Here is a 24,036-nt window from a genome sequence, read left to right on the forward strand (position 1 = left end):
TAGGCTGTGCCTTGGATTTTAGAACACACTGGCAAACAGGTGTGCAATACTAAGCCATGGCCCTCACCCGATTGCTCCCACAGAGCCTGCGCGCGCGCATGACCTGCGTGGTCATCTTGTTCGTGCTGGCGGCCACTTCCATCGTCACCTGGCTGGCGCTGTCGATGTCGGAACGCGACATGAAAAGCGTGATCGGCCAACAACAGTTCAGCCTGCTGTCGGTGGCCGCCGCCCATATCGACGAACAGCTGGCCAACAAGCGCCTGCTGCTGGCCACCATTGCCGAAGCCATCCCGGCCGGCCAGCGCACGCCCGCCGCCATCCACGCCGCCATCGAACGCCATGCTTCGGCCTCGTCCGAGTTCGCCAACGTGGCCGCCTTTGACAGCAGCGGCAAATACCTGGCCAGCCTGCGTCCGCCGCAACAGGACAATCCGAACGTGGCCGACCGCGCCTATTTCGAACAGACCCTGCTGCAAAAGCGGGCCATCATATCGCCGCCGCTGCGCGGCCGCGTATCGAGCTTGCCGGTGGTCGTGCTGACCCATCCCATCGTCGACAGCGGCGGCGACGTGCAGGCGGTCCTGGTGGGCAGCATCGACTTGCTGAACTCGGACTTCTTCCACCATTTCAACACCATGAAGCCCGGCAAAACCGGCTTCATGTTCATCATGACCACCGAAGGCTTGCTGGTGAACCATCCCAACAAGTCGCGCCTGCTCGAGCATATCAATGCGCGGCCCGGCCTCAATCTCGGCACCCAGCGCGCGCTCGACGGCTTCGAGGGCTGGATGGAAGCGACCAACAAGGATGGGGTGGATGGCATCTATTCCTATAAGCGCCTGAATGCCACCAACTGGATCGTGGCGGCACGCTACCCGACCGCCGAAGCGTTCGCGCCCATGATCAGCATGCGCCAGCAAGCGGTGCTGGCGGCCAGCCTGTTTGCCGCCGTGGCCGGAGTGCTGAGCTGGCTGACCATCAACGTGCTGCTGTCGCCGCTGCAGAAGCTGCGCGCCAACCTGCACGCCATCCGCAACCGCGGCGCCGAGATCGGCCTGCTGCGCAGCGGCGGCAAGGACGAGATCGGGGAACTCAGCGAAGCGCTGTACGAACTGACGGCCGAACGCCAGGCGGCGCAGGAGCGCCTGGCCGAGAGCGAAAAGCGGGCGCGCGTCATCGCCGACAATATTCCGGCGCTGGTGGCCTATATCGACCGCGACCTGCGCTTCCGCTTCACCAATGAACACTACCAGTTCCTGCTCGGCATCGACCCGCGCGCCATGGTCGGCAAAAGTTTTGCTGAAGTGTTTGGCGCCGAGGCCCTGGCGCGCTGGCAGGATTGCTTCGAGATCGTGCTGGGCGGCCGCCGCATCCATGTCGAGCGCCCCGGCGAGGAGCTGGAGCGCCACCTGCACCTGATGGCCGAACTGGTGCCGGACCTGGCCCCTGACGGCAGCGTGCCCGGCTTTTATATGATGTGCACCGACATCACCGAACGCAAGAGTGCCGAACTGGCCCAGGCGGCCAGCGAAAAGCGGCTGCGCCTGATTGCCGACCACTTGCCGGTCATGATCAGCGCCATCGACCGTGAGCACGTGCTGCAGTTCGGTAACGCCACTTACCGCCGCTGGCTCGACATCGATCCCGACACCCTGCCCGGCCGCCCCATGTCCAGCGTCAGTGGGGAAGCGGTCTACCGCGAAGCGCGCCCCTGGCTCGAGCGCGCCTTCGCCGGCGAGGTGACCGAATACGAGTCGGGGGCGCGGCTGCACGGCGAACCGCGCATCCTGGAAACCATCTTCGTGCCGGAAGTGCGCAAGGATGGCAGCGTGCCTTTCGTCTACGCCCTGACCAGCGACGTGACGCGCAGCCGCGAAGTGGAGGCCGAACTGCTGCGCCAGGCGCGGCGCGATCCACTGACCGGCATCCCCAACCGGCGCCAGTTCGAGGATGTGCTGGACCAGGCCATCGAGCGCGTGCGGCGCCAGGACAGCCAGATGGCGCTGGCCTACCTCGATATCGACAACTTCAAACACATCAACGACAGCCTGGGCCACGCCGGCGGCGACGAAGTGCTGAAGGAATTCGCGCTGCGCCTGTCGGGCAGCGTGCGCACCACCGATACCGTGGCGCGCCTGGCCGGTGACGAATTCGTGATCGTATTTGAAAACATCCGCCATGCCGACGAAGTGCAGCTGCTGGCGGAAAAAGTCATGGCGGCCGTGGCGCCCGACTTCACCGTGCTGGGCGCGCCGCTGCGCGTGACCACCAGCATCGGCATTGCGCTGTACGCCGGCGGTACCGAAACGGCGGGCGGGCTGATCGGGCGGGCCGACATGGCCCTGTACGACACCAAGCGGCGCGGCCGCAACGGCTTCACCATCGACCTGGGCCGCGGCCTGCCGGAGACGGCTGCCGCGCCGCCCTAGGCTTGGCGCAGCAGCGCGATGAAGCGGCGCCCGGCCGGCCCCGGCGGCGCATCCTTGCGCCAGACCGCATACATCGAGAAAGCCTGGCCCAGGATGGGGCTCGCTTCCAGCGACAGTTCGACCAGGGCGCCGCTGGCCAGCTCGTCCTGCACCATATGGCGCGGCATGCCGCCCCAGCCCAGCCCCGCGCGCAGGAAGGCATGCTTGGCGCCCAGGTCGGCCAGGCGCCATCCTTGCTGGTTGAGCACGCCGAACTGGCGTCCCGCCGTCAGCGCCGAGCGGTCGCTCAGGATCAACTGTATATGGCGCGCCGCCTCGCTGCGTGCGATCGGCGCCGGCAATGCCGCCAGCGGGTGACCGGCCGCAGCCACCGCCACCAGCGGCACCTCGAACAAGAAGTCCGTTTCGCATTCCGGCGGCACGTCGGGATAGGAGCCCACTACCGCCAGCCGGCAGCGCCGCTCCAGCAAGGGCTGCACCACCGCACCCAGCGCCTCGACGTCCAGCCGCAGCGGCGTGCCGGGAAATTCATGGTGGAAGGCGCGCACCGCCTCGGTCAGGCGCGCGATCGGGAACATCACGTCCACTGCGACCGACAGCTCGGCTTCCAGGCCTTCGGCCAGGGTGCGGGCCTTGGCCTTGAAGCGGTCCATGCTGCTGGCGGCGGCGCGCGCGGCACCCAGCAAGGCGCGGCCCTGCTCGGTCAGGCGCGGATACCTGCCGCTGCGGTCGAACAGCGCGAAACCCACTTGCAATTCGAGGTTGGCCAGGGTCTGGCTGACCACCGATTGCGCGCGCCGCAGCTTGCGGCCGGCCGCCGAAAAACTGCCCTCTTCCGCCGCGGCGATGAAAGTGCGCAGCTGGTCCATCGACATTGCGTCAAGCATGTGCGATCCTGTAGAAACCCGATGGCGGCAGATTCTACACGACCGTGTAAGACTGGTCCGACACGGTGGCGCGCTTCCCTCTGCTTGGAATCGGTCCCTTGCACTGGATACTGGTTGACATGATGACCACACTTCCACTCAGCCGCAGCACCCAGGCCGCAGCGGCCGGGCCATCACAACAGCTATATATGCTGCTGCGCGAGGCGCCCGACCGCGCCGCAGCCAACGCCTACCTGCAGCGCCGGCTGGCCGAAGCGGCAGCCTTGCCGCCGGCCTGGAGCGGCGGCCTGCAGGGCCTGGAAGAATGGCTGGAACTGCGCCGGCGCAACCGCGCCGAAGAATTCCGCCAATACCAGCAAGGGCGGCAGCAAGGCGCTGCGCGCCGCCACTTCGCCACGCTGGCGCAGGCGCGCCGCTTCCTGTGCGTCCAGGCGCCGGCCCTGCTGGTAGAAGGCGCCTGGCTGCACAGCGTGCTCGATCATTGGCGCCAGCCGGCCTATATGCCGCTGGTTAAGCTCTACCTCGATTACCTCGGCAAGGGCGTGCCGGCGGCGAACCATGTTGCGCAGGTGCGACAGGTGCTGGCGCTGCAGGCCTGCAGCACCTGGCAAGACCTGGAAGACAGCGGCTTTGTGCAAGGCGCCATCCGCCTGGCCCTGGCCAGCGCCGGCGAACGCTATCTCGCCGAGTTGTTGGGCTATCAGCTTGCCGTGGCCGAGCAGCCGGCGGCGCAGCCTGCGCTCCTGCTTGAGCTGGCCGAACTGGGCATTGCACTGCCGCCGCCGCCGCCATCCGAGACCATCGTCCTGGACGTCCTGCGCGCCCTGCTGGGCGGGCAGCCCGCGGCCGCCGCCCGCGTCCTGCAACAAGTGGAGCTGGGCTACGCCCTGGGCCGCATCGGCCTGCAAACCCTGCCCGCCACGCCGGAAGACGGTGCGCCGCAAGACCCGCCAGTGGCCAGCAGCGCGGCCAGCGCCGCCATCTTTGCCGCGCCGGCCGGCACCGGCGAGGGTGCAGCCGATACACCGCCGGTGGCGCAAGAACCACGGCCCATCTTGCGCCATCGCTTCGATGGCGACGAGCATGCCTGGGAGACCATCCGCAGCGACCTGGGACTGCTGGAAGCCCAGATCGCCGCCTGCAGCGGCAAAGGGGAAGCGATGACCATGCTGGCGCGCCACATGGGCCCGGCCGTGCACCACCAGCCGCTGGGCCTGATGGCGGCGCGCGTCTACGCGCAGCTGTTTGCGCTGGCCTAGCTTGCCAGCGATGCGCGCAGCAAGGTCGGCGTCAGTCCGGTCCAGCGCTTGAAGGAGCGCCGGAAGTTGGCCGCATCATGAAAGCCCAGGTAATCCGCTACCGCTTCGTTGTCCGCCTGGCGCGACTGGAACAGGTGCAGGGCGACATGGGTGCGTACCTGGTCCAGCTCCGCCCCAAAATGGGTGCCGTAACGCGCCAGGTGGCGCTTCATGGTCGCCGGGCTGGTCCCGAACGCCGCACTGGCAGCCTCCAGGGTCGGGCCGCAGCGCACTTGCGCCAGCAGGTAATCATAGAGCGCATCGAGCAGGCTGGGCGGCGCGCACGCGCCAGCCGGCGCGGCCGTGCCGGCTGGCGCGCCGGCGCCCGGCCAGGGCTGCGAAAGCGATGCCGCATCCAGCAGCATCGCATCAAGCTGGCAATCGAAGCGCAGTTCGCCGCCAAGATGGACTTCATGCTGCTCGATGTGACGCGGGCGGGCGCGGTTGAAACAGAACTTCCATGGCAGGCGCCTGCCGCCCAGCCAGCGTGCCAGCGCAACCAGCGCCGTCATGTGCATTTCAACCAGCGCTGGACGCAGGCCGGGGGCGCCGTGGCTGTCGGTCCAATACAGCACCGCCTGGCCGTCGGCGACGTATAGCCGTGGCCGCAGCAAGGGCAGCAGGCGCGTCGGCCAGGCGCACAGGATTTGCAGCGCCTGCTGCAGCGACGCGGCCTGTTGCAGCAGCGCCGATAACGCCGGATCCGCGCCAGGCAGCAGGTGCTGGCCGAGCATGAAGCTGGTATCCGGGCTACCGAGCTCGCGCAGCGTATTGGCGAGCAGTTGCAGGCATTGCTGCGGGCTCATGACCGTACCCGGCAACGGCAGGCTGCCGTCGCCGGGCATGCCGGTGCCGCGCGCAATGGCAGCGGGATGCGCTTCCCGCTGCAAGGCGTACTCGAAAAAATGCCACGGCAAGCCGCGCGCGGGAATCGTCGGCTGGTCCGGCAGGGCGTAGCCGATCACGGCATGGGGGCCGCATGCGGCTGGTGTACCTGCGCCAGTGCCCCACTGGTGCCATCGATTGCAACCGAGAGCCGCGCCAGCAGCCCTTGCGCATCGCCCTGGACCGCATCGCCGGCAAACCGCAGGCTCAGCGGCAACGGCCCCTGCGGCCCATGGTGGCGCATCCGCGCCACCATATCGCACAGGTGCTGCGCCAGCAGCCGCGCCTCGGCGGCGCCCACGCCCGGCAACAGCAGCGCAAAGCGGTCCCCGGCATAGCGGCACAGCAGGTCCTCGTTACGCAGGTTGAGCAGCAGCATATGGCCGACTGCCTGCAACACCCGGTCCCCCTCGCGCGGGCCATGTTCGCGATTGATGCGGTGGAAATCGTCGATGTCCAGCAGTACCAGCGCGCACTGGCTGGAAGGAGCGCGTGCCTGCTCGAGCCGGATCTGGTGCCGCAGGTAAGCTGCATCTGCCAGTTGCGTCACACGATCGAATGCGCGGTGCTGGCGGAACAGGCGCTCACGCTTGGCCAGGTGGTCGTTCAGCATGAACTGCTCCTGGCGCCAGTAATAGATTCCTGCCGTGAGTACCACCATGCCGAACGGCACCAGCGCCTCAAGCCAGTTGTCCCAGTTGGCGCCCTTGTCGATCCGGAACAACTCGTCAAGGCAATCGGCCCACGAGCCCAGCATGATGGCCGCCAGCCCCCCGGCCAGCAGGCGCGTCACCAGGCCGCCCGGCCGGCTGCTCAAGGTCATGACGAACCACAGCCCCGCCACGGCCGCCATGCCGCCCTCGGCCACGATATCCATCCAGCGCCATGCGCGCAAAGGCTTGGTTTCGCCTGCGCCGGCGTACAGCAGCAGGCACAGCAGCACGGCAAGCGCCGCGGCCAGCAGGTAATGTCGGTGAAGTTTCAGCATAGCCGCGCAGCTTAAGCGCGCCTTGTGACCGGCGCGTGACAGCTGCCGGGTCATTTCAGCTCACTGCCGCGTAACCGGCTTGTCATCCACGCTTCACATAATCCGCTGCATTCTTTCACTCTCAACACAATGCCCATGAAGACCCAACTGACAGCACTGGCCGCCGGCGTGCTCACCCTGGCCAACGCCAGCGCTGCCGATGCCGGCGAAGCGTCCCTGGCCGGCGCCAGCGTCGTCATTACCGGCCAGCGCGCGGTGCTGGCCAAATCCATCGCAGCCCAGGACAAGGCAGACAACATCATCAATGTATTGAGCAGCGACGACATCGGCAACCTGCCCGACAAGAACGCAGCGGAAGCCCTGGCCCGCCTGTCCGGCGTCGCCGTGCAGCGCGACCAGGGCGAAGGCCGCTACATCACCGTGCGCGGCCTCGGTCCCGACCTGAATAGCGTCACCATCAACGGTGCGTTGGTGCCGTCGCCGGAAGCCAGCCGCCGCGCCGTGGCACTCGACGTGTTGCCGGCCGGCCTGGTACGCTCGCTGGAAGTTAGCAAGACACTGGCGCCCGAACAGGATGCCAATTCCCTTGGCGGCACCGTCGAAGTCAAGTCGCTGTCGGCCTTCGACCTGCCGGGCTCGCTGCTGACGGTCAACGCAGCAGCCTCGCACGACCAGAATAGCGGCGCAAACAGCCCCAGCGCCGGCCTGCTGTGGGCCAGCCGCTTTGCCGGCGGCAAGTTCGGCGTTGCGCTGGGCCTGAGCGGCGAAAAACGCAAGTTCGCCTCCGACAACGTGGAAACGGGCGGCGCCTGGGAAGGCGAACGCCTGTCGGGCTTCGAACTGCGCGACTACCTGCCGGTACGCGGGCGCCGCGCTGCCGCCCTGAACCTTGACTACCGTCCCGCGGCCGGCAGCAGCTGGTTCCTGCGCAGCTTCCTTAGCCGGTTCAGCGACGACGAAGTACGCGACCGGCTAACCGTCAGCAATGTCAGCGGTGGCGCCCTGAGCGAAGGCGCGCCGGCCACGGCCCGCCTCGAGCGCCGCCTGCGCCAGCGCAAATACACACAGGAGATCCAGTCCCTGGTCTTTGGTACGCGGCAAAAACTCGGCGCTTGGCAGCTCGACGTCCAGGCCGGCCGCAGCCGGGCCGACGAGGACACGCCCGAGGCGCTGAACGATGGCCGCTTCCGCGGGAGTGCGAACTTCAGGGAGATCAGCTTCACCAACGGCCAGCGGCCGGTGCTCCAGGCGCCCGGCTCGGCCTTCGATCCGGCCAGCTACAGCCTGAACGGCATCACGCTGCAGCAACGCTATTCGAAGGACAGCGAGCATCACCTGAAATTCGACCTCGGCCATGAATTTGCCATGGGCGACATGCGCTCCGCCATGAAAATCGGCGCGAAGGCGAGCCGCCGCGAAAAGCGCAACGACACCAACCAGTGGAGCTACGGCAGCAAGGCCGTCGGCGGTTCCTTGTCAATGGCCTCGCTGGTGCAGGGCCATCAGCTTGACTACCCCTTCGGCCGCATTGGCGCCGCGCTCGATCCCGCCGCCATCCGCGCCCGCGTCGCAGGACTGGACCGGTCCGCCGCCCGCCTCGCAACGGAATCAGCCATCAACGACTTCACGCTGAAGGAAGACATCGATTCGGCCTACTTCCAGAACACCGTGTCGCAGGGCGACTGGCGCCTGCTGGCCGGCGTGCGCGCCGAGCACACGGGCTTCGATGCCGCCGGGGTGCGCACCAGCGGCAGCACCATCACCCCGCTGCAGCGCAGCCGCTCCTACACCAACTGGCTGCCATCGCTGCAGCTGCGCTACGACATCGACCGCGACACCAGCTTGCGCAGCGCCTGGACCAATTCGGTCGTGCGCGCCAATTTCAGCCAGCTGGCGCCCGGCGTCGCACTGGCCAGCGCCACCGAAGCCACCATCGGCAATCCCGAGCTGAACCCGCTCAGGTCGCATAACTTCGACCTCGGCGTCGAACGCGTGATCGGCAACGATGGCGCGGTCTCGGCCTACCTGTTCTACAAGGATATCAAGGACTTCACCTACACCACCAATCTCGCGGGCAGCGGGCAGTGGGCCGGCTACTCCAACGCCACCACCTACGCCAACGGCGACGCGGCCAAGGTCAAGGGCATCGAGCTATCCTGGCAACAGCCGCTGCGCATGCTGCCCGCGCCTTTCAACGGCCTGCTGGTCGGCGCCAACGGCGCCCTGACCGGCTCGCGCGCCGGCATCGCCCGCTTCGACGGCAAGGCCGGCGCCATGGCCACACGGCGCATCCCGATGCCGGGCCAGTCCGACCGCGTCATGAACTTCATGCTGGGTTACGAAGCCGGGCCAATCAGCACCCGGATCGCGTTGAACTACAAATCGCCTTACTTGCTCGAACTGGGGACGGACATCTTGAACGGCACCCAGGACCGCATCGTCGATACGCAAAGGCAGGTCGACTTCTCATTGGCCTGGCAACTGTCCAAAGGCATTCAACTGAGTTTCGACGTCGCCAACCTGAATAACGAAAAATACTACGTCTATCAAGGCGTCAAGGCGCACAATGCGCAGTACGAGCAGTACGGCCGCACCTACAAGCTGGGCCTGAAAGCGAGTGTGTTCTGATGCGCCGCCTATTTCCGCTTGCTTTGCTGCTGGCCTGCGCTGCCGCCACCGCTGGTGAAACTGTTGCCCTCCCGGACGGCGCCACGCTGGCGCTCGACAAGCGCGGCTTGCATCTTCGCGCGGCCAACGGCAGCGAACGGGCCAGCATCGCACTGCGCGGGCGCCAGCTCGACTACCGCAATGGCACGGCCCTGGTGGTCGACGCCAATACCGAACGCGCGATGACCATCGCCGTCGATGCCGGCGCCGGCACGCTGGCCGCAGCTGCGGTAATCGATGGCGCCGCGGTCGCACCGGAAGCCGCCTGCCTGTACCGCGATCGTCAGGGCCTGCTGTACGCCTTCATCGCTGGCAAGGATGGCCAGGCCGAGCAATGGCTGCTTGCCGGGCAGCCCCGGATTGTCCGCAAGCTGGCGCTGCCGCCGCTTGGCCAGCAGTGCCTGGTTCACGACGCCAGCGCCAGCCTGGTTGTGGCGGAGAAAGGCATCGGCGTCTGGGCCTATAACGCCGATGCGGAAGCGCCGCCTTCCCGCCGCGCGCTGGCGATCGGCGCCACCGCAGCAGCTTATGGCATCGCCCCTGCACGGGCCGGCATCGCGCTCCTCGGGCGCGACGGCAAGCCCCGCCGCACCATCGCGCTGCCAAGCGACCTGGCCCCGGCCGCCATCGTGCAGCCGCAAGTACAGACGGAAAACATGCCGCGCATGGGCGACGCGGCCGACGACCCTGCGATCTGGACCGACCTCCAGCGCGCGGGCCAGGGTCGCGTCCTCGGCACCAACAAGAAACAGGGCTTGCACGTGTACGACCTGCAGGGCCGCCAGACGCAAATGCTCGAATCCGGCCGCCTGAACAACGTCGACCTGCGCCAGGGCGTCATGCTGGACGGCCAGAGTTTCGACCTGGCCGCCGCTACGCAGCGCGACGAGAATGCTCTGGTGCTCTACACCATCGACGCTGCGGGCAGCGTCGCAGAAACCGCCCGATTCCCGACACCGCTGGAACGCATTTACGGCATCTGCCTGTACCAGCCGACAGGCGGCGGCCTGGAAGCCTTCGTCAACGACAAGGATGGCAGCTACCTGCAATACCGTATCGGCCGCGCGGCCGGGGCCTTCACCGCCACCGAAGTACGCCGTTTCAAGCTGTCCACCCAGCCAGAAGGCTGCGTTGCCGACGACCGTAATGGCCGCCTGTTCGCGGGCGAGGAGAAACGCGGCGTCTGGTCCATCGACGCGCGCAGCGATGCCAGGGCCGTCCCGCAGATGGTCCTGCCAGTCGGCGCCACGCTGCGCGCCGATGTCGAAGGCATGGCCATCTACCACGGCGCCAGGGCCAGCTACCTGGTGGTTTCCAGCCAGGGCAGCAACAGCTACGTGGTTGCCGATGCGGCCCCCCCGCACCGCATCCGCGGCAGCTTCCGCATCGGCATGAACGCCGGGGCAGGCATCGATGGGGCCTCCGAGACCGACGGCCTGGACGTCACCGCCGCCAACCTCGGCGGCCGCTTCTCGCAAGGCATGCTGGTGGTGCAGGACGGCCATAAGCGTCTGCCCGACGGCGCCCAGAACTTCAAGTATGTTGCATGGGCGGATATCGCCCGCGCGTTAGGCTTGCTGTAGTGGTATGCTCCCCGGTAGTTCACACCGGGGAGCAATCGTGTCGATTGTAGAAAAACTATTCAAACTCAAGGAAGCCGGCAGCGATGTGCGCACGGAAGTGGTGGCGGGGATCACCACCTTCCTGACCATGGCCTATATCATCTTCGTCAATCCAGCCATCCTTGGCGATGCCGGCATGCCAAAGGAAGCAGTCTTCGTTGCCACCTGCCTCGCAGCAGCGCTGGGCACAGCCATCATGGCCCTGTACGCCAACTACCCGATCGGCATGGCGCCCGGCATGGGCCTGAATGCCTACTTTGCTTACGCCGTGGTGCTCGGCATGGGCATCAAATGGGAGGTCGCACTCGGCGCCGTATTCATTTCAGGCTGCCTGTTCCTGCTTGTCAGCCTGCTGGGGCTACGGGAGGCGATCGTCAACGGCATTCCGCGCTCGCTGCGCATTGCCATCACGGTCGGCCTGGGCCTGTTCCTCGGCCTCATCGCGCTGAAAAGCGCCGGCATCGTCGTGGCGAACCCCAACACCATGGTCACGGTGGGCGACCTGCACAAGCCGCCGGCCTTGCTGGCTATCATTGGCTTCCTGCTGATCGTCACCCTGGACCGGCTGAAGGTCAAAGGGGCGATCCTGATCGGCATCATGGTGGTCACGGTATTGAGCTTCTTCTTCGCCGGCAATCAGTTCCGCGGGGTGTTCTCGGCGCCGCCTTCGCTCGACGCGACTTTCCTCAAGCTGGACGTACCGGGTGCGCTGGGCGTCGGGGTCCTGAACGTGGTGCTGGTGTTTTTCCTGGTCGAACTGTTCGATGCTACCGGCACCCTGATGGGCGTCGCCAGCCGCGCCGGCCTGCTGGTCAGCGGCAAGATGGAACGCCTGAACAAGGCGCTGCTGGCCGACAGCACCGCCATCGTGGCCGGATCGGTGCTCGGCACTTCCAGCACTACGGCCTACCTGGAAAGCGCCTCGGGCGTGCAGGCCGGCGGCCGGACCGGGCTGACCGCGCTGGTGGTGGCCGGCCTGTTCATCGCCGCCCTGTTCATTGCACCGCTAGCCGGCGTGGTGCCGCCATACGCCACCGCACCGGCGCTGCTGTTCGTCGCCTGCCTCATGCTGCGCGACCTCGGCGATTTCGACTGGAACGAAACCACGGAATGCATCCCGGCTGCCATCACCGCCCTGCTGATTCCCTTCACCTTTTCGATCGCCCACGGCATCGCATTCGGCTTCATCACCTATGCGGCACTCAAGCTGCTGACCGGCCGCTACCGCGAAGTGAAGCCCATCGTGTGGGTGATCGCCATCGTCTTCGGCTTCAAGTACGCCTATATCGGAGCGTAGGCGCGCGCCTGCACCCGAATCTTCAGGACGCCAATCAGGTTACACAGGCGCATCCGGGCCAGCACCAGGGCATCTTCGCCCTCGGCCGCCACATCCAGGTCCAGGTTCATGCCGTGTACGCCCGGCGCCATGCGCATCGCATGGAGCTGGACGCCGCCGCGGCGCAGCGTCGCCAGCACCGCCTCCGCGGCATCCATGGCGGAGCAACGGTCAAGGCGCAGGCGGAAGGTTCTCTGTTCGGTATTCATGTGGAGATTATCCGGCTGGCGCGCCGGAATAGGCATCCAAAATTTGCCCCGGAAACCGTGTAAAATAGAAGAATATTCTTCAGTTTGACGAAAACATGGAACACCTTGATGAATTGGACCGCAAGATCCTGCGCGAGCTGCGGCGGGATGGCCGTTTAAGCAATACCAAGCTGGCCGAAACCGTGGGCCTGTCCACCACGCCTTGCTGGAACCGGGTCAAGGCATTGGAGGAGCGCGGCGTCATCGAAGGATATACTGCGCTGCTCAACCAGCAGGCCCTTGGCCTGCCGGACACCGTCATCATCGAAGTCACGCTGGATCGCCACGATGACGACATGCTGCACAAATTCGGCCTGGCGCTGGCCGACCTGCCCGAAGTCATGGAAGCCTATCTGCTGACCGGCGAATACGACTACCTGATCAAGGTGGCGGTGGCCGGCACAGCGGGGTACGAAGAGTTCCTGCGCCGGAAACTGTATAAACTGCCCGGCATTCGCCACAGCCGTTCGACCTTCGTGTTGCGCTGCCTGAAGCGGGCACATTCCGTAGAGCCCTGATAGAATTCAGTTATGAATTACCTGATACCCCTGATTTTTGCCTCCGGCCTGGCCGCTGGCAACGCACTGGCAGAAGATAACGAAGTCGATCACACTGGGAATGTGATGCTGTCCGCCGAAATCGGCGCCATCACCACCAGCGGCAATACCGCCGGTACTTCCGTCACCGGCAGGTTCGAGATCCTGCAGGACACCCTGCGCTGGAGCAACGAATACACCGGCAACGGCTACTTCAAGGAAGACCGCGCCCGCGTCGACGGTGAAGAAACCAAACAACGTTCGGCTGAACGCTACCAGTTCGGCGCCAAGGCCGGTTACAAGCTGCTGGAAGAAAATTCCACCCTGTTTGCCCTCGCCGCATTCTCGGAAGACCGGTTCGGCGCCTATACCCGCAGCGCCAGCCTCGGCGTCGGTCATGGCTTCCGCGTTTACCAGAGCGATAACAAGACCCTGGATATGGAAGCCGGCCCCGGCTTCTTCAAGGCGACCCGCGCCAACGGCGAGGAAGACCGCGGCCTGGTGCTGCGCGGCCGTGCAGCCTTCCGCTGGAAACTCAGCGACAGCGCCACTTTTGCCCAGATGCTGACAGTGGAACGGGCGGCCTGGAACATGCATTCAACTTCCGAGACCTCACTTAGCGCCCGCATCAACGGATCGATGCACATGAAGGCGGCCTTCAGCGCCATCAATGACTCCACGGTTCCGGTCGATAAGCAGAACACCGACACCCAGACCTCGGTGACCCTGGTCTACTCGTTCTAAACCAGCCGCAACAACGCCAGGCCGGCCAGCGCCTGCAATACGGCGCAGTGCCACAGCAGGATCGTGTTGTCCAGCGTGGCGCGGCTGGCCGCCCTCAGCTTCCCCCTTGCCGCGACGTATACCGCCGCCGGCGCCAGTACTGCGGCATGCAGCCCCTGGTAAGCCAGTAACGCTGCCACGGCAGCACTCCAGGCATTCTGGGACGGAGACAGTCCCGCATACCGGTGCGCGCCAAGATCGGCGGCGCATGCCGCCAGCAGGCATGCGCCGGCCGCCAGCATCGGCCACCATTGTGCCGGACGCCGTCCATTCCACCAGGCCAGCGCCGAGCTGGCCGCCAGCAATGCCGCCGGCAGCCAGGGCCAGGGCGCATCTGGCAGCTGTGCACCCAGCGGCGGGCACACTTCCAGCCGCATCGACAAATGCACCAGGGTGAAGGCGAACGAGGCGAAAATCGCGCCATCCACCACGACGAGCACCCAGGTCGCCCACCAGGAATGCGAGGCAGCGCGCTCAGCGCCGACTGGTAGCGCGACGCCCTCGGCGACCAGTGCCAACGGCACCGTTTCCTGCGCACCTGCCTGCTGCGGCGCTTGCGGTGGCAGCGGCCGGTCCGCCTCCCATAGCCAGGCCACGAGCGTCGCGACCGCAAGGGCGCCGCACAGCCAGGCAGCGATCGCCTGCTGCACCGTCATCAGCAGGAAGAAGCCCGCAGTACCTAGCGCACAAAGGAAGGGAAGCCAACCATCGCCCGGCAGCACAAGAAGATGGCGGGGCCGGGCGTCGCGCCACCCGGTGACCAGGGTCTCGCGCATGCCGGTCACGCTGCCCGGAAGCCAATGCATGCCGCTTTCCACTTCCTGCGCAAGCAGCGGCTGGCGCCACAAAGGTTCTGCCGAGCGCACTTCCGGCTGGCTGCGCGTCCCATACTCGTCCTGCGGCAACCATTCGAGCGAACTTGCTTTCCAGGGATTGCCGTGCGCCCGCTCCGGTTTGCGCAAGGTGCGCACCAGATCGATCGTGAACAAGGCTACGCCCGCAGCAAGAAGCAATGCCCCGACGGTGCTGGCAAGATTCAAGCCCGCCCAGCCCATTTCGGAGCCATAGGTATAGACCCGGCGCGGCATGCCGAGCAAACCCGTCGCATGCATCGGGAAAAACGCCACATTGGTGCCGACGAATATCAGCCCGAAGACCCAGCGCGCCCAGGACTCGGACAGGCGATGTCCATTAAAAAGCGGCATCCAGAAATAGGCGGCCGCGAACATGGGAAACACCAGGCCGCCAACCAGTACGTAATGCAGGTGGGCCACGATGAAATAGCTGTCGTGAGCCTGCCAGTCGAACGGGACCGCCGCCACCATCACGCCTGTCAGGCCACCCAGCACGAACACCAGCAGGAAGCCGATGACAAACAGCGTCGGCGCATTCAGTTCCACCCTGCCCCGCCATAAGGTAGCGATCCATGCGAAGACTTGCACCGCGGTCGGGATCGCAATAGCCATGCTGGCGGCCGACACCAGCGTGGTTTCGAGCTGGCCGAGTCCGGCGGTGAACATATGGTGCATCCACAAGGCGAAACTGAGGACGCCCACCGCGGCCAGGGAAATGACAACCGCCCGCCGCGCGACCAGCGGCGTGTGCACCAGCGCCGGAAGCATGGACGACACCATGCCGGCGGCTGGCAGGAAAATGATGTACACCTCGGGGTGCCCGAAGAACCAGAACAGGTGCTGCCACAGCACGGGGTCGCCGCCGCGCGCCGGGATGAAAAACGGCCAGTCGTAGGCCCGTTCCAGCTCCAGCAAGGCTGTCCCCGCGATAAGCGGCGGGAAAGCGAAGACCACCATCGCAGCCACGACCAGCATCGACCAGGCAAACACCGGTATCCGCCATGGCGTCATTCCCGGTGTGCGGGTGAACAGGATCCCGATAATGAGCTCGATAGCGCCGGCAATCGCGGATATTTCGATGAAGCCGATACCAAGCAGCCAGAAGTCCGCGTTCAGGCCGGGCGAATACGCCTTCCCCGTCAGCGGCGGGTACATGAACCAGCCGCCGTCCGGCGCGAGGCCAAAGGCCAAAGTGACGATGAAGCCTGCACCGCCGAAGGCATAGGCCCAGTAGGCGTAGGCCGACAGGCGAGGAAAAGGCAGGTCGCGCGCGCCCAGCATGCCGGGCAGCAGGAAGACCGCGATGGCCTCCACCATCGGTATGGCGAACAGGAACATCATTACCGTGCCATGCATGGTGAAGAACTGGTTGTAGGTGCCCGGCTGAAGCAGGCCGTTGCCGGGAACGGCCAGTTGCAGCCGCATGGCCAGCGCCAGGACGCCGGCGAACAGGAAGAAGGCGAAGGCGGTTCCCAGATACAGGCGGCCAATGCGGGTGTTGTTGACGGCGGTCAGTGCGCGCCAGCCGCTCGGTTTGCGCCAGGCACGTTCAAGCCTTTCGAACTCTCCCGGCGGGCGCGGGAGGCTATTGGGCGTGTGGCGGTTGGCGCTCACCGAAGCGTCTCCAACCAGCTTGCGAGCGCCCGCAGGTCCTGCGGCGGAAGGCTGCTGGGCGGCATGCGGGCGCCCGGTTTGGCAGCCTGTGGATTGGCGACCCATCCGGTCAATGCGGCGTGGCTGAACGGCAAGGCGCCGGCGGCAATGCGCTCGCGGCTGGCGATGTGGGTCAGGTCCGGGCCGAGCGTGCCGCCGTCGGCAACGCCGCGCACTGCGTGGCAGGCGTTGCAGCGCGCTGCAAGAAAGACCTCCACGCCACGGCGTGCCGCGTCCCCTCCCCCAGCGTCCACCGCCAGAAGGCCCGGCGCACGCGCAACGGCATTCGGGGACGCGGCCTCTGCCGCTCCGGCCCTGGCGAGTCCGGTCATCACGGCAGGCGCGGCCTGGTGTTCGAGCCAGCGATCGAATTCCTGCGGTGTGACCGCCACCACGTCGAGCGCCATGGCGGCATGCTGGATGCCGCAGTACTCGGCGCATTGGCCCCGGTACCGGCCAGGCCGGCCGGCGCGCAGGGTCAGTCCATGCAAGCGGCCGGGCACCATATCCACCTTGCCGGCCAGCGCCGGAACCCAGAACGCATGCAGCACATCGGCAGACGCCAGTGCAAGATATACGCGTTCTCCCAGCGGCAATCGAAGTTCATTCGCCAGCACCGCTTCGCGCCCGGTCGCCGTGTCACGGTAGCGCACCTCCCACCACCACATATGCGCGGTCACGGTGACCTGGATGCGCGTTCCCGAGAACGGCCAGGCCAATTGCGATGCTTGCCAGCCGGACCATGCCATAAGCGCCGCCAGCAACGGCACCGGCATGAACAGCCCCCCGCCAACCACCAGCCAGCGCGACCACGACCTCCTACGTTTTTGGGCAACACCCAGGACAACAAGAACGACAACCAGCAGGAATATGACTGAGCCGCCCGCAAACAGCAGCCAGCCGAAACGGCTAAGAAGCACAGCATCCGGCCCGGCAGGCGACAGGACCGATTGCAGCGCCGGGCTCATTTGAGCGAGTAGAGGTATGCAGCAATGTGGCGGGCATCCTCGGCGGAGACACCCATATCCGGCATCAGCGTCGAAGGATCCATGCTGCGTGGGGCCGAGATCCAGCGCACCAGATTCGCCTCCTGGTTCGGCCAGCGCCCGGCGATATAGCTACGCAAGCCGAACTCCGCCAGCGACGGCGCGGCCTTGCCGCGCGCGGCTTCCACGTCGGGGATAAAGTGGCAGCTTCCGCACTGGAATTGCGCCAGCAGGGCCTTGCCGCGCTGCGGGTCGCCGCCGTGACTGAGCGGCGGGTAAGGCTTGCGCGGCTGGCAGGCGCACAGTGCCAGTGGCAGCAGGAACAGCGCCACACCGGCACGCGCCGTACACCGGTTTTTCCGCAAACGCATAGTGATTGCTTTCACGAATCGTCCCGGCCTTCCCGCTGCCGAGCCCTATAATTCACGCAAGACATCATCGCCTTTTTCCCGATTGTGCGTCGCCTTATTGCTACCGCCGCTGTGAGCTTATGCCTGGCCGGCCTGGCCGGAATCCTGGCGGCCACCCTGGTGCTGCAGGCCGGCTGGTATGACGTATCGGCAGTACGGCCGCATTTCCAGTTCGTGCATACCCTGATCGAACGAGGCATGCAGCAGTCGGTGCGCTTCCATGCGCGCGACATCGTGGTGCCGCTGGCTCCCGCAGGTGCTTCAGCCCGCGGTGCCGTCCTGTTTCGCCGCCATTGCGAACAATGCCATGGCGGACCTGGCGTGGCGATGGGCCTCATCGGTTTGGCCATGCAGCCGGTGCCGGGCCCCCTGGCCGACGCGGCCCGGCGCTGGAAGCCGCGCGAGCTGTACTGGATCACAGCCAACGGAATTAAGATGAGTGGTATGCCCGCATGGCGCTTCCACCTTGGCGAGCAGGAGATCCGGGACCTCGTTGCCTTTCTGGGCGCGCTGCCTGCGATGACACCGGCGCAGTATGCGGCGATGGGCCAGGCGGCGCCGGCCCGGACCGAACCGGACGCGGCGCCGGCCCGTGTGCCCGATCGCGACCGCGGCCGGCTGGCACTGACGCAGTTTGCCTGCCAGTCCTGCCACCACATCCCCGGCGTGACCGGCCCGCTAACCTATGTCGGCCCGAACCTGGATGGGCTGGCCCAGCGCAGCTTCATCGCCGGCAAGCTGCCAACGACGCAGGAAAACCTGGTGCAATGGATGCGCGAGCCCGGGCGGATCAAGCCCGGCACTGCCATGCCGCAACTGGGCGTGCCGGAGCACGATGCACGGGACATGGCGGCCTACCTGCTGCAGGCCACCCGCTAGTTACTGGTCCAGTTGCTTTTGCGTCTGGTACAAGCGCGAATAGATGCCGCCCTTCGCCAGAAGTTCTTCATGGCTGCCCTGCTCCGCGATCGTCCCCGCTGCCATCACCACGATCCTGTCGGCGTTTTCAATGGTGGACAGGCGGTGTGCGATCACCACCGTGGTGCGGCCTTCCATCAGCTTTTCAAGCGCCGCCTGCACCTGGCGTTCGGACTCGGTGTCCAGCGCACTGGTGGCCTCGTCCAGGATCAGGATAGGTGCGTCCTTGTACAGGGCGCGGGCAATCGCCAGGCGCTGGCGCTGGCCGCCCGACAGGCGCATGCCGTTCTCGCCGACTTCGGTCTGGTAGCCCTGCGGCTGGCGCATGATGAAGTCGTGCGCATACGCAGCACGCGATGCCGATTCAACCCGCGCCATGTCCGGAGCCGGGTCGCCGTAGGCGATGTTGGCTGCCAGCGTATCGTTGAACAGCACCACGTCCTGGCTCACCAGGGCAATCTTGCTGCGCAACTCAGGTAAGCGGTATTCGCGCAAGTCCACGCCATCCAGCAGGATGCGGCCGCTGCCGACATCATAAAAGCGCGGCAGCAGGCTGGCCAGCGTCGTCTTGCCACTGCCCGAGCCGCCGACCAGCGCCACCGTCTCACCGGCCGCGATATCCAGCGACACGGAACGCAGCGCCGGCGCTGCCTCAGGATCGTCCACGTTGTAGTGGAAGCGCACGTCCACCAGTTCGATGCGGCCCTTGACGTTCTCCGCGGTGCGGGTGCCGGTATCGGCCTCCATCGGCGCATCGATCAGGCCGAACACCGATTCGGCGGCTGCCAGGCCGCGCTGCAGGGGCTCATTCAGCTTGGTCAGGTTCTTGATCGGACCCTGCAAGGACATCAGGCAGGTGATAAAGGCAACGAATGCACCTGGCGTCAAGGCACCCGCCTGGGCCCGCAGCAAGGCGTAATAGATCACTGCCGACAGCGTGGCGCCGACCATCAGCATGATCAGGCCCGAGTTCATGGCCGCGGTCGAGGCGTGCTTGACGGCCAGCTGACGATTCAGCTTGACCACCTCGTCGAAACGCTTTTGCTCATAGGCCTGGCCGCCGAAGATCTTCACCACCCGCTGGCCGCCGATGCTCTCGTCCAGCACGCGCGTCAACTCGCCCATCGCGTGCTGGGCGCTGGAGCTGAGGCGGCGCATGCGGCGGGCCGCAATGGTCACGACCAGCGCCACCAGAGGCAGCAGCACCAGGCAGAATAAGGCCAGCTTCCAGTCGATGTCGAACAGGGAAGCCAGGAAACCGATCACCGCGACCGTGTCGCGCACGGCGATCGTCAGCACGCTCAGGCCGGCCTGCGTCACTTGGGTCGCGTCGAATGCTATGCGCGACAGCGTGGTGCCGGTCGACGACTGGTCGAAGTAGCGGTTGGGCAGGCGCAGCACACGGCTGAACATCTTCTCGCGCACATTGGCCTGCACGCGCTGGGTCAGCCACGCCGAGCCATAGTCGCCGGTAAAGGTGCTGACCATGCGCAGCAAAGCCAGGGCCATGATCAGGGCCGGGATCGCCCATAACGCGGCGGCGCCAGGATCGCTCGGCAGGAAGCGCTCCAGCCAGCCATGAATGGTCGCCAGCGCACCGCTTTGCGCCGCCGGGCCGGAGGCGCCGCCCGGCTGCACCGCATCGACCACGTTCTGCAGCTGGCGGATCAGCAGCACGTCGGTCAGCGAAGCCACGCCCACGCCGATCAGGGTCACCAGGGCGGCCCACTTATAGGGGAGGAATTCCTTGAGCAGGCGGACGTAGAGTTGGCGGCTTTGCACTATGGTGTTGAGAGTAATTGGCAACGCCGAATTGTACCAAAGCAGGAATGCTGGAGCCGTGGCAGAATGGCCTGCTCCCCAATCTTAAGGAAAAAACCACATGCGCAACGACACCCAATTCCACGCGCTGCACCAGGATGGCATCCTGCTGTTGGCCAATTGCTGGGACGGTGGCACCGCCCGCATCGCCGCCCTGGCTGGCGCCCGCGCGCTTGCCACCAGCAGTGCTGCCGTGGCCTGGGGCCACGGTTATGGCGACGGCTCCCAGCTGCCGACGGCCCTGCTGCTGGAAACCGTGCGCGACATCGTCCGCGCCAGTGCGCTGCCGCTGACGGTCGATATCGAGGACGGCTATTCTGCCGACCCGGAAGTGGTGGGACAGTTGGTCGGACAACTGGCACTGGCCGGCGTGGTGGGCATCAATATCGAAGATGGCGGCTCGCCGCCCGAACTCCTGGCGCGCAAGATCGGCGCGGCACGCGCCGCAGCCAGGGCAGCCGGAATCGACGTCTTCATCAACGCCCGTTGCGACGTCTACCTGCGTGGCCTGGCCGAGCCAGGTGCGCGCGTGGCCGAAACGCTGCGCCGGGCCGCCATCTACCAGCAAGCCGGCGCCAGCGGCCTGTTTGCGCCGGGCGTCACCGATGAAGGCGAGATCGCCGCCCTCGCCCAAGGCACTTCGCTGCCGCTCAACGTGCTGGCGCGCCCGCACCTCGCCGCGCCAGCCCGGCTCGCGGAACTGGGCGTGCGGCGCCTGAGTGCCGGTTCGGCGCCGGCGGAGGTGATGATGGGCCGGCTCAGGGTGTATATGGAACGCTTCCACCAGAGCGGCGCCATCGACGATGAGCAGACCTTCAACTACGGCCCGCTCAACCAGCTGATGTCTACTGCACGATAGTTGCCGGCTCGCTCCAGTAGAAGTACAGGTCCTTCGTCCGCCCCGGATGCACTTGCACCTCGCGGCGCTGGACCTGGCCATCGGCCGCGGTGGCCGTCACCCGGTAACGGCCGGGCTCCAGGTTGACGAACATCAGCGGCCCGGCGTCGCGGGCGTTGACATTGGTGTTGCCTTTTGCATCAGAAATCTCGACCTGCACGTCGGAGCGGTACTCACCCGTGCCGCGGGTTGCAAAAGTCATGCGGACGTTGTAATCCGGCTTGGTTGCCAGCATCTGGCCGCGCTCTTCGAGCCCAATGCCGCCAGTGACGAATTGCGGCTCATCGGCCGCTACTGCCGCGCCAACGGCGCCGCAAGCCAGGGTGAAGGCGAAAGTTATGTTTCGTACAAACATGATGCACTCCTTTCCTTTTTCAGGCTTGCCGCCAGTATTCTCCTGTCCCCTTCAAATCGCTATCAGCCTTGGCGTCGTATCTGTGTCGGGGAAAGCCTACATCACCCCTATTTCCTGCGTTGCCAAACTGATAGACTCTTGAACTTTGCTAGCAACAGTTTTAAGCAACGTTGTCAAAACAATCATATATAGCAGGGCACTAGGGGTTTTCATGTCGAATTGCGGGGCGAATCTGCGCCCGACCATGCTGGCGGCCGCCGTCTCCAGCTTCCTTTGCACGCCGGTCCTGGCCCAGCGCCAGACTGATGCGCAGTTGCAGGAAGTCCTCGTGACGGCCCAGCGCGTTGCTGCGCCGGAGTCGCGCACGCCGGTGGCCATGTCGGTGCTCACGTCCGGGCAACTGGACAAGCTTGGCATCGACAATGCGGCCGGTATCGGCAAGCGCCTGCCCAACGTGCACCTGGACGGCGCCCCGGATGGGCTGCGCATCACCATCCGCGGCGTGTCCAATTCCGACGCCACGGAAAAAGGCGATCCGTCGGCCGCCTTCATGCAGGACGGCATCTACATCGCGCGTCCGCAAGCACAGACGCTCAGCTTCCTCGACGTTGACCGCATCGAAGTGCTGCGCGGCCCGCAAGGCACGCTGTATGGCCGTAATACGACGGCCGGCGTGGTGAACGTGATCAGCAACGCGCCGGCGCCGCAATGGGAAGGCGCAGCCAGCCTCGCGCTGGGCAATTTCCGTTCGCGCGTGGCGACCGGCATGCTGAACGTGCCCGTCAACGACAAGCTCGCATTGCGCGCCGCAGTGGCGGTTCACAAGCATGACAGCTACCTGCGCAATGCCCAGGGCACCGGCTTTGCACTGGGGCAGGACCGCGACGACCGGTCCGCGCGCCTGTCGGCCAGGCTGGCGCTGGGCCAGTCGGCTGCGCTGCTGCTGCGCTACGAGCACGCCACGCAGGACGGCAACATCGACAACATCGTCCCGGACACCAATTTCTACCGGGACGTCGAAACGGGCAAACCTGCCTGGTACGCCGCCGGCACCAACGCGCGCCTGACCAACGCTTTCCGGCCGTTCAATACCAAGCTGGAACAAGGTTACAGCCATAAGTCGACAGAGAGCCTCGGCGCGGAGTTGTCGTGGAAGCTCGGCGCGGCCACGCTGGACTACCTGGCCTCCCGGCGCAAGAACGAGCACGGCTTCCTGGCCAATTTTTACTACCGCGTGCAGCCGGCTTTGGCCATTGGCGTGCACGAAGACTTCCGCGGCGAGCAGCGCCAGGATTCGCACGAGCTGCGGCTGTCGACCAATGGCAGCGGCCCGCTGAAGGCCCAGGGCGGCCTGTACTATTTCCGCGAAGAGTCGCACCAGCTCTATGTGTTCCGCGACCTGGAACTGGTCAAGCTGCCGCCCTATTACGTGTTCCCGCATGGGCCCACCGTCTCCCGCAGCAAGGCCGCGTTCGGCCAGCTCACCTACAGCGTCACGCCGGCAGTGCGTGCCACTGCCGGACTGCGCTATACGGACGATGACAAGTCGCGCGTCGGTTCGACGAACTTCCAGCAGGCGCGTGAATTCAACGCGGCCACCGACTTCAAGTTGCTCAACAACGCCGCACTGGCCACCCACAAGCGCACCTGGAAGCTCGGTGCGGAGTATGACCTGGCTGCGGCCGCGATGGCCTATGCCAGCATTGCCACCGGCTACAAGTTGGGCGGCTTCAATGACGGCTGCCTGGCCGGGTCCAGCGCGCTGGGCCTGCCCTGCCCCGCGGTACTCGCCGTCCCGGCCGATACGCTGTTCTACCAGCCGGAAACGCTCAAATCCTGGGAAGCCGGACTGAAAACCCGCTTTTGGGACAAGCGCGCCAGCTTGAACCTGGCCGCCTTCAAGTACGACTACACCAACCTGCAGCTGTCCGGCGTCGCCATCGTCGCCGGCGCACCGCGCTTCGTCACGCAGAATGCCGGCGCCGCCAGCGTCAAGGGCCTGGAGCTCGATGGCCAGGTACGCGCCACTTCCGCCGACAGGCTTACTTATGCCTTGACCCTGCTGGATGCCCATTACGTGAGCTACCGACCCGATGGCGTGGTCTCCTGGGCCGGCGAACCGCTCGACCGCGCGCCGCGCTCGGTGCTGAACCTGGGTTGGGAACATACTTTCCGCCTGCCGGGGGCAGCGCTCGCCGCCGGGATCAGCGCCCGCCGCAGCGCGTCCTACAACATCAGCGTTCCCAGCCAGTTGCTGCAGTACCGCGTGCCGTCCCGTACGGCCAGCGACCTTACGCTGGCATATCTCGCCGACAGCGCCCGCTGGCGCCTCTTGGCGTACGTGAAGAACCTGGAAAACAAGGTGCAGCCAGTGACGATCGACAGCTTCGGCATGGCCGTTCCAAGTGCACCAAGGACCTTTGACATCCGTTTCGACTACCACTTCTAACCCGGAGACT

Annotated in this window: 19 protein-coding genes; 10 read left to right on the top strand and 9 right to left on the bottom strand. The window is 65.9% G+C overall.

Going from position 1 to position 24,036, the window contains the following annotated elements:
* The first annotated feature begins 56 nt into the window (after window positions 1-56).
* Window positions 57-2,432, top strand: coding sequence for a diguanylate cyclase domain-containing protein (locus ACWBU6_RS16445; protein WP_452644489.1), 2,376 nt, complete (start codon window positions 57-59; stop codon window positions 2,430-2,432).
* Here the strand turns inward: ACWBU6_RS16445 and ACWBU6_RS16450 are convergent.
* A complete protein-coding gene (locus ACWBU6_RS16450; protein ID WP_452644490.1) occupies window positions 2,429-3,319 on the bottom strand; it encodes a LysR family transcriptional regulator in 891 nt (296 codons plus the stop codon). The two genes, ACWBU6_RS16445 and ACWBU6_RS16450, sit on opposite strands and share 4 nt — an antisense overlap.
* A 119-nt stretch (window positions 3,320-3,438) precedes the next feature.
* On the opposite strand from ACWBU6_RS16450, the gene ACWBU6_RS16455 reads away from it, so the two are divergent.
* The gene (locus ACWBU6_RS16455; protein ID WP_452644491.1) at window positions 3,439-4,578 is read left to right on the top strand and encodes a hypothetical protein; all 1,140 of its coding nucleotides are present in this window, start codon (window positions 3,439-3,441) and stop codon (window positions 4,576-4,578) included.
* Here the strand turns inward: ACWBU6_RS16455 and ACWBU6_RS16460 are convergent.
* Both ACWBU6_RS16460 and ACWBU6_RS16465 read right to left on the bottom strand, forming a co-directional pair.
* Window positions 4,575-5,582, bottom strand: coding sequence for an AraC family transcriptional regulator ligand-binding domain-containing protein (locus ACWBU6_RS16460; RefSeq protein WP_452644492.1), 1,008 nt, complete (start codon window positions 5,580-5,582; stop codon window positions 4,575-4,577). The genes ACWBU6_RS16455 and ACWBU6_RS16460 overlap by 4 nt on opposite strands.
* A complete protein-coding gene (locus ACWBU6_RS16465; RefSeq protein ID WP_452644493.1) occupies window positions 5,579-6,490 on the bottom strand; it encodes a GGDEF domain-containing protein in 912 nt (303 codons plus the stop codon). Before ACWBU6_RS16465 ends, ACWBU6_RS16460 begins: the two co-directional genes overlap by 4 nt.
* 135 nt (window positions 6,491-6,625) lie before the next feature.
* Between ACWBU6_RS16465 and ACWBU6_RS16470 the strand changes: the two genes are divergently transcribed.
* The 3 genes from ACWBU6_RS16470 to ACWBU6_RS16480 are packed head-to-tail and all read left to right on the top strand — an operon-like array spanning window position 6,626 to window position 12,076.
* The gene (locus ACWBU6_RS16470) at window positions 6,626-9,118 is read left to right on the top strand and encodes a TonB-dependent receptor (RefSeq protein WP_452644494.1); all 2,493 of its coding nucleotides are present in this window, start codon (window positions 6,626-6,628) and stop codon (window positions 9,116-9,118) included.
* On the top strand, window positions 9,118-10,740 hold the full coding sequence (locus ACWBU6_RS16475) for a phytase (RefSeq protein ID WP_452644495.1): 1,623 nt from the start codon (window positions 9,118-9,120) through the stop codon (window positions 10,738-10,740). Before ACWBU6_RS16470 ends, ACWBU6_RS16475 begins: the two co-directional genes overlap by 1 nt.
* A 37-nt stretch (window positions 10,741-10,777) precedes the next feature.
* On the top strand, window positions 10,778-12,076 hold the full coding sequence (locus tag ACWBU6_RS16480; RefSeq protein ID WP_452644496.1) for an NCS2 family permease: 1,299 nt from the start codon (window positions 10,778-10,780) through the stop codon (window positions 12,074-12,076).
* On the opposite strand, the gene ACWBU6_RS16485 is transcribed toward ACWBU6_RS16480, so the two are convergent.
* Window positions 12,061-12,324, bottom strand: coding sequence for a hypothetical protein (locus tag ACWBU6_RS16485; protein ID WP_452644497.1), 264 nt, complete (start codon window positions 12,322-12,324; stop codon window positions 12,061-12,063). The genes ACWBU6_RS16480 and ACWBU6_RS16485 overlap by 16 nt on opposite strands.
* A gap of 95 nt (window positions 12,325-12,419) precedes the next feature.
* Here ACWBU6_RS16485 and ACWBU6_RS16490 point away from each other — a divergent pair, with 95 nt between their 5' ends.
* Entirely contained in the window at window positions 12,420-12,881 is a 462-nt protein-coding gene (locus ACWBU6_RS16490) for an Lrp/AsnC family transcriptional regulator (protein ID WP_452644498.1), read from the top strand.
* 12 nt (window positions 12,882-12,893) lie between these two features.
* Window positions 12,894-13,643: a DUF481 domain-containing protein gene (locus tag ACWBU6_RS16495; protein ID WP_452644499.1), complete on the top strand. Its 750-nt coding sequence runs from the start codon at window positions 12,894-12,896 to the stop codon at window positions 13,641-13,643.
* Here ACWBU6_RS16495 and ACWBU6_RS16500 read toward each other — a convergent pair.
* The 3 genes from ACWBU6_RS16500 to ACWBU6_RS16510 are packed head-to-tail and all read right to left on the bottom strand — an operon-like array spanning window position 13,640 to window position 17,546.
* Complete coding sequence (locus ACWBU6_RS16500; RefSeq protein WP_452644500.1) at window positions 13,640-16,150, bottom strand: cbb3-type cytochrome c oxidase subunit I; 2,511 nt, start codon at window positions 16,148-16,150, stop codon at window positions 13,640-13,642. The genes ACWBU6_RS16495 and ACWBU6_RS16500 overlap by 4 nt on opposite strands.
* Window positions 16,147-17,109 (bottom strand): cytochrome c oxidase subunit II, encoded by a 963-nt coding sequence (locus ACWBU6_RS16505; protein WP_452644501.1) that lies wholly within the window; start codon window positions 17,107-17,109, stop codon window positions 16,147-16,149. Before ACWBU6_RS16505 ends, ACWBU6_RS16500 begins: the two co-directional genes overlap by 4 nt.
* Window positions 17,110-17,153: 44 nt before the next feature.
* Window positions 17,154-17,546, bottom strand: coding sequence for a c-type cytochrome (locus tag ACWBU6_RS16510; protein ID WP_452644502.1), 393 nt, complete (start codon window positions 17,544-17,546; stop codon window positions 17,154-17,156).
* Between the two features lie 111 nt (window positions 17,547-17,657).
* Between ACWBU6_RS16510 and ACWBU6_RS16515 the strand changes: the two genes are divergently transcribed.
* The gene (locus ACWBU6_RS16515; RefSeq protein ID WP_452644503.1) at window positions 17,658-18,464 is read left to right on the top strand and encodes a c-type cytochrome; all 807 of its coding nucleotides are present in this window, start codon (window positions 17,658-17,660) and stop codon (window positions 18,462-18,464) included.
* Here the strand turns inward: ACWBU6_RS16515 and msbA are convergent, their stop codons facing one another.
* The gene (gene msbA, locus ACWBU6_RS16520; protein ID WP_452644504.1) at window positions 18,465-20,285 is read right to left on the bottom strand and encodes a lipid A export permease/ATP-binding protein MsbA; all 1,821 of its coding nucleotides are present in this window, start codon (window positions 20,283-20,285) and stop codon (window positions 18,465-18,467) included.
* A 100-nt stretch (window positions 20,286-20,385) separates the two neighbouring features.
* On the opposite strand from msbA, the gene ACWBU6_RS16525 reads away from it, so the two are divergent.
* Window positions 20,386-21,183 (top strand): isocitrate lyase/PEP mutase family protein, encoded by a 798-nt coding sequence (locus ACWBU6_RS16525; RefSeq protein WP_452644505.1) that lies wholly within the window; start codon window positions 20,386-20,388, stop codon window positions 21,181-21,183.
* On the opposite strand, the gene ACWBU6_RS16530 is transcribed toward ACWBU6_RS16525, so the two are convergent.
* Window positions 21,170-21,577, bottom strand: coding sequence for a carboxypeptidase regulatory-like domain-containing protein (locus ACWBU6_RS16530; protein WP_452644506.1), 408 nt, complete (start codon window positions 21,575-21,577; stop codon window positions 21,170-21,172). The two genes, ACWBU6_RS16525 and ACWBU6_RS16530, sit on opposite strands and share 14 nt — an antisense overlap.
* A gap of 211 nt (window positions 21,578-21,788) precedes the next feature.
* Here ACWBU6_RS16530 and ACWBU6_RS16535 point away from each other — a divergent pair, with 211 nt between their 5' ends.
* Window positions 21,789-24,026, top strand: coding sequence for a TonB-dependent receptor (locus ACWBU6_RS16535; protein ID WP_452644507.1), 2,238 nt, complete (start codon window positions 21,789-21,791; stop codon window positions 24,024-24,026).
* Window positions 24,027-24,036 lie beyond the last annotated feature (10 nt).

Source organism: Pseudoduganella sp. HUAS MS19 (genome assembly GCF_053615455.1).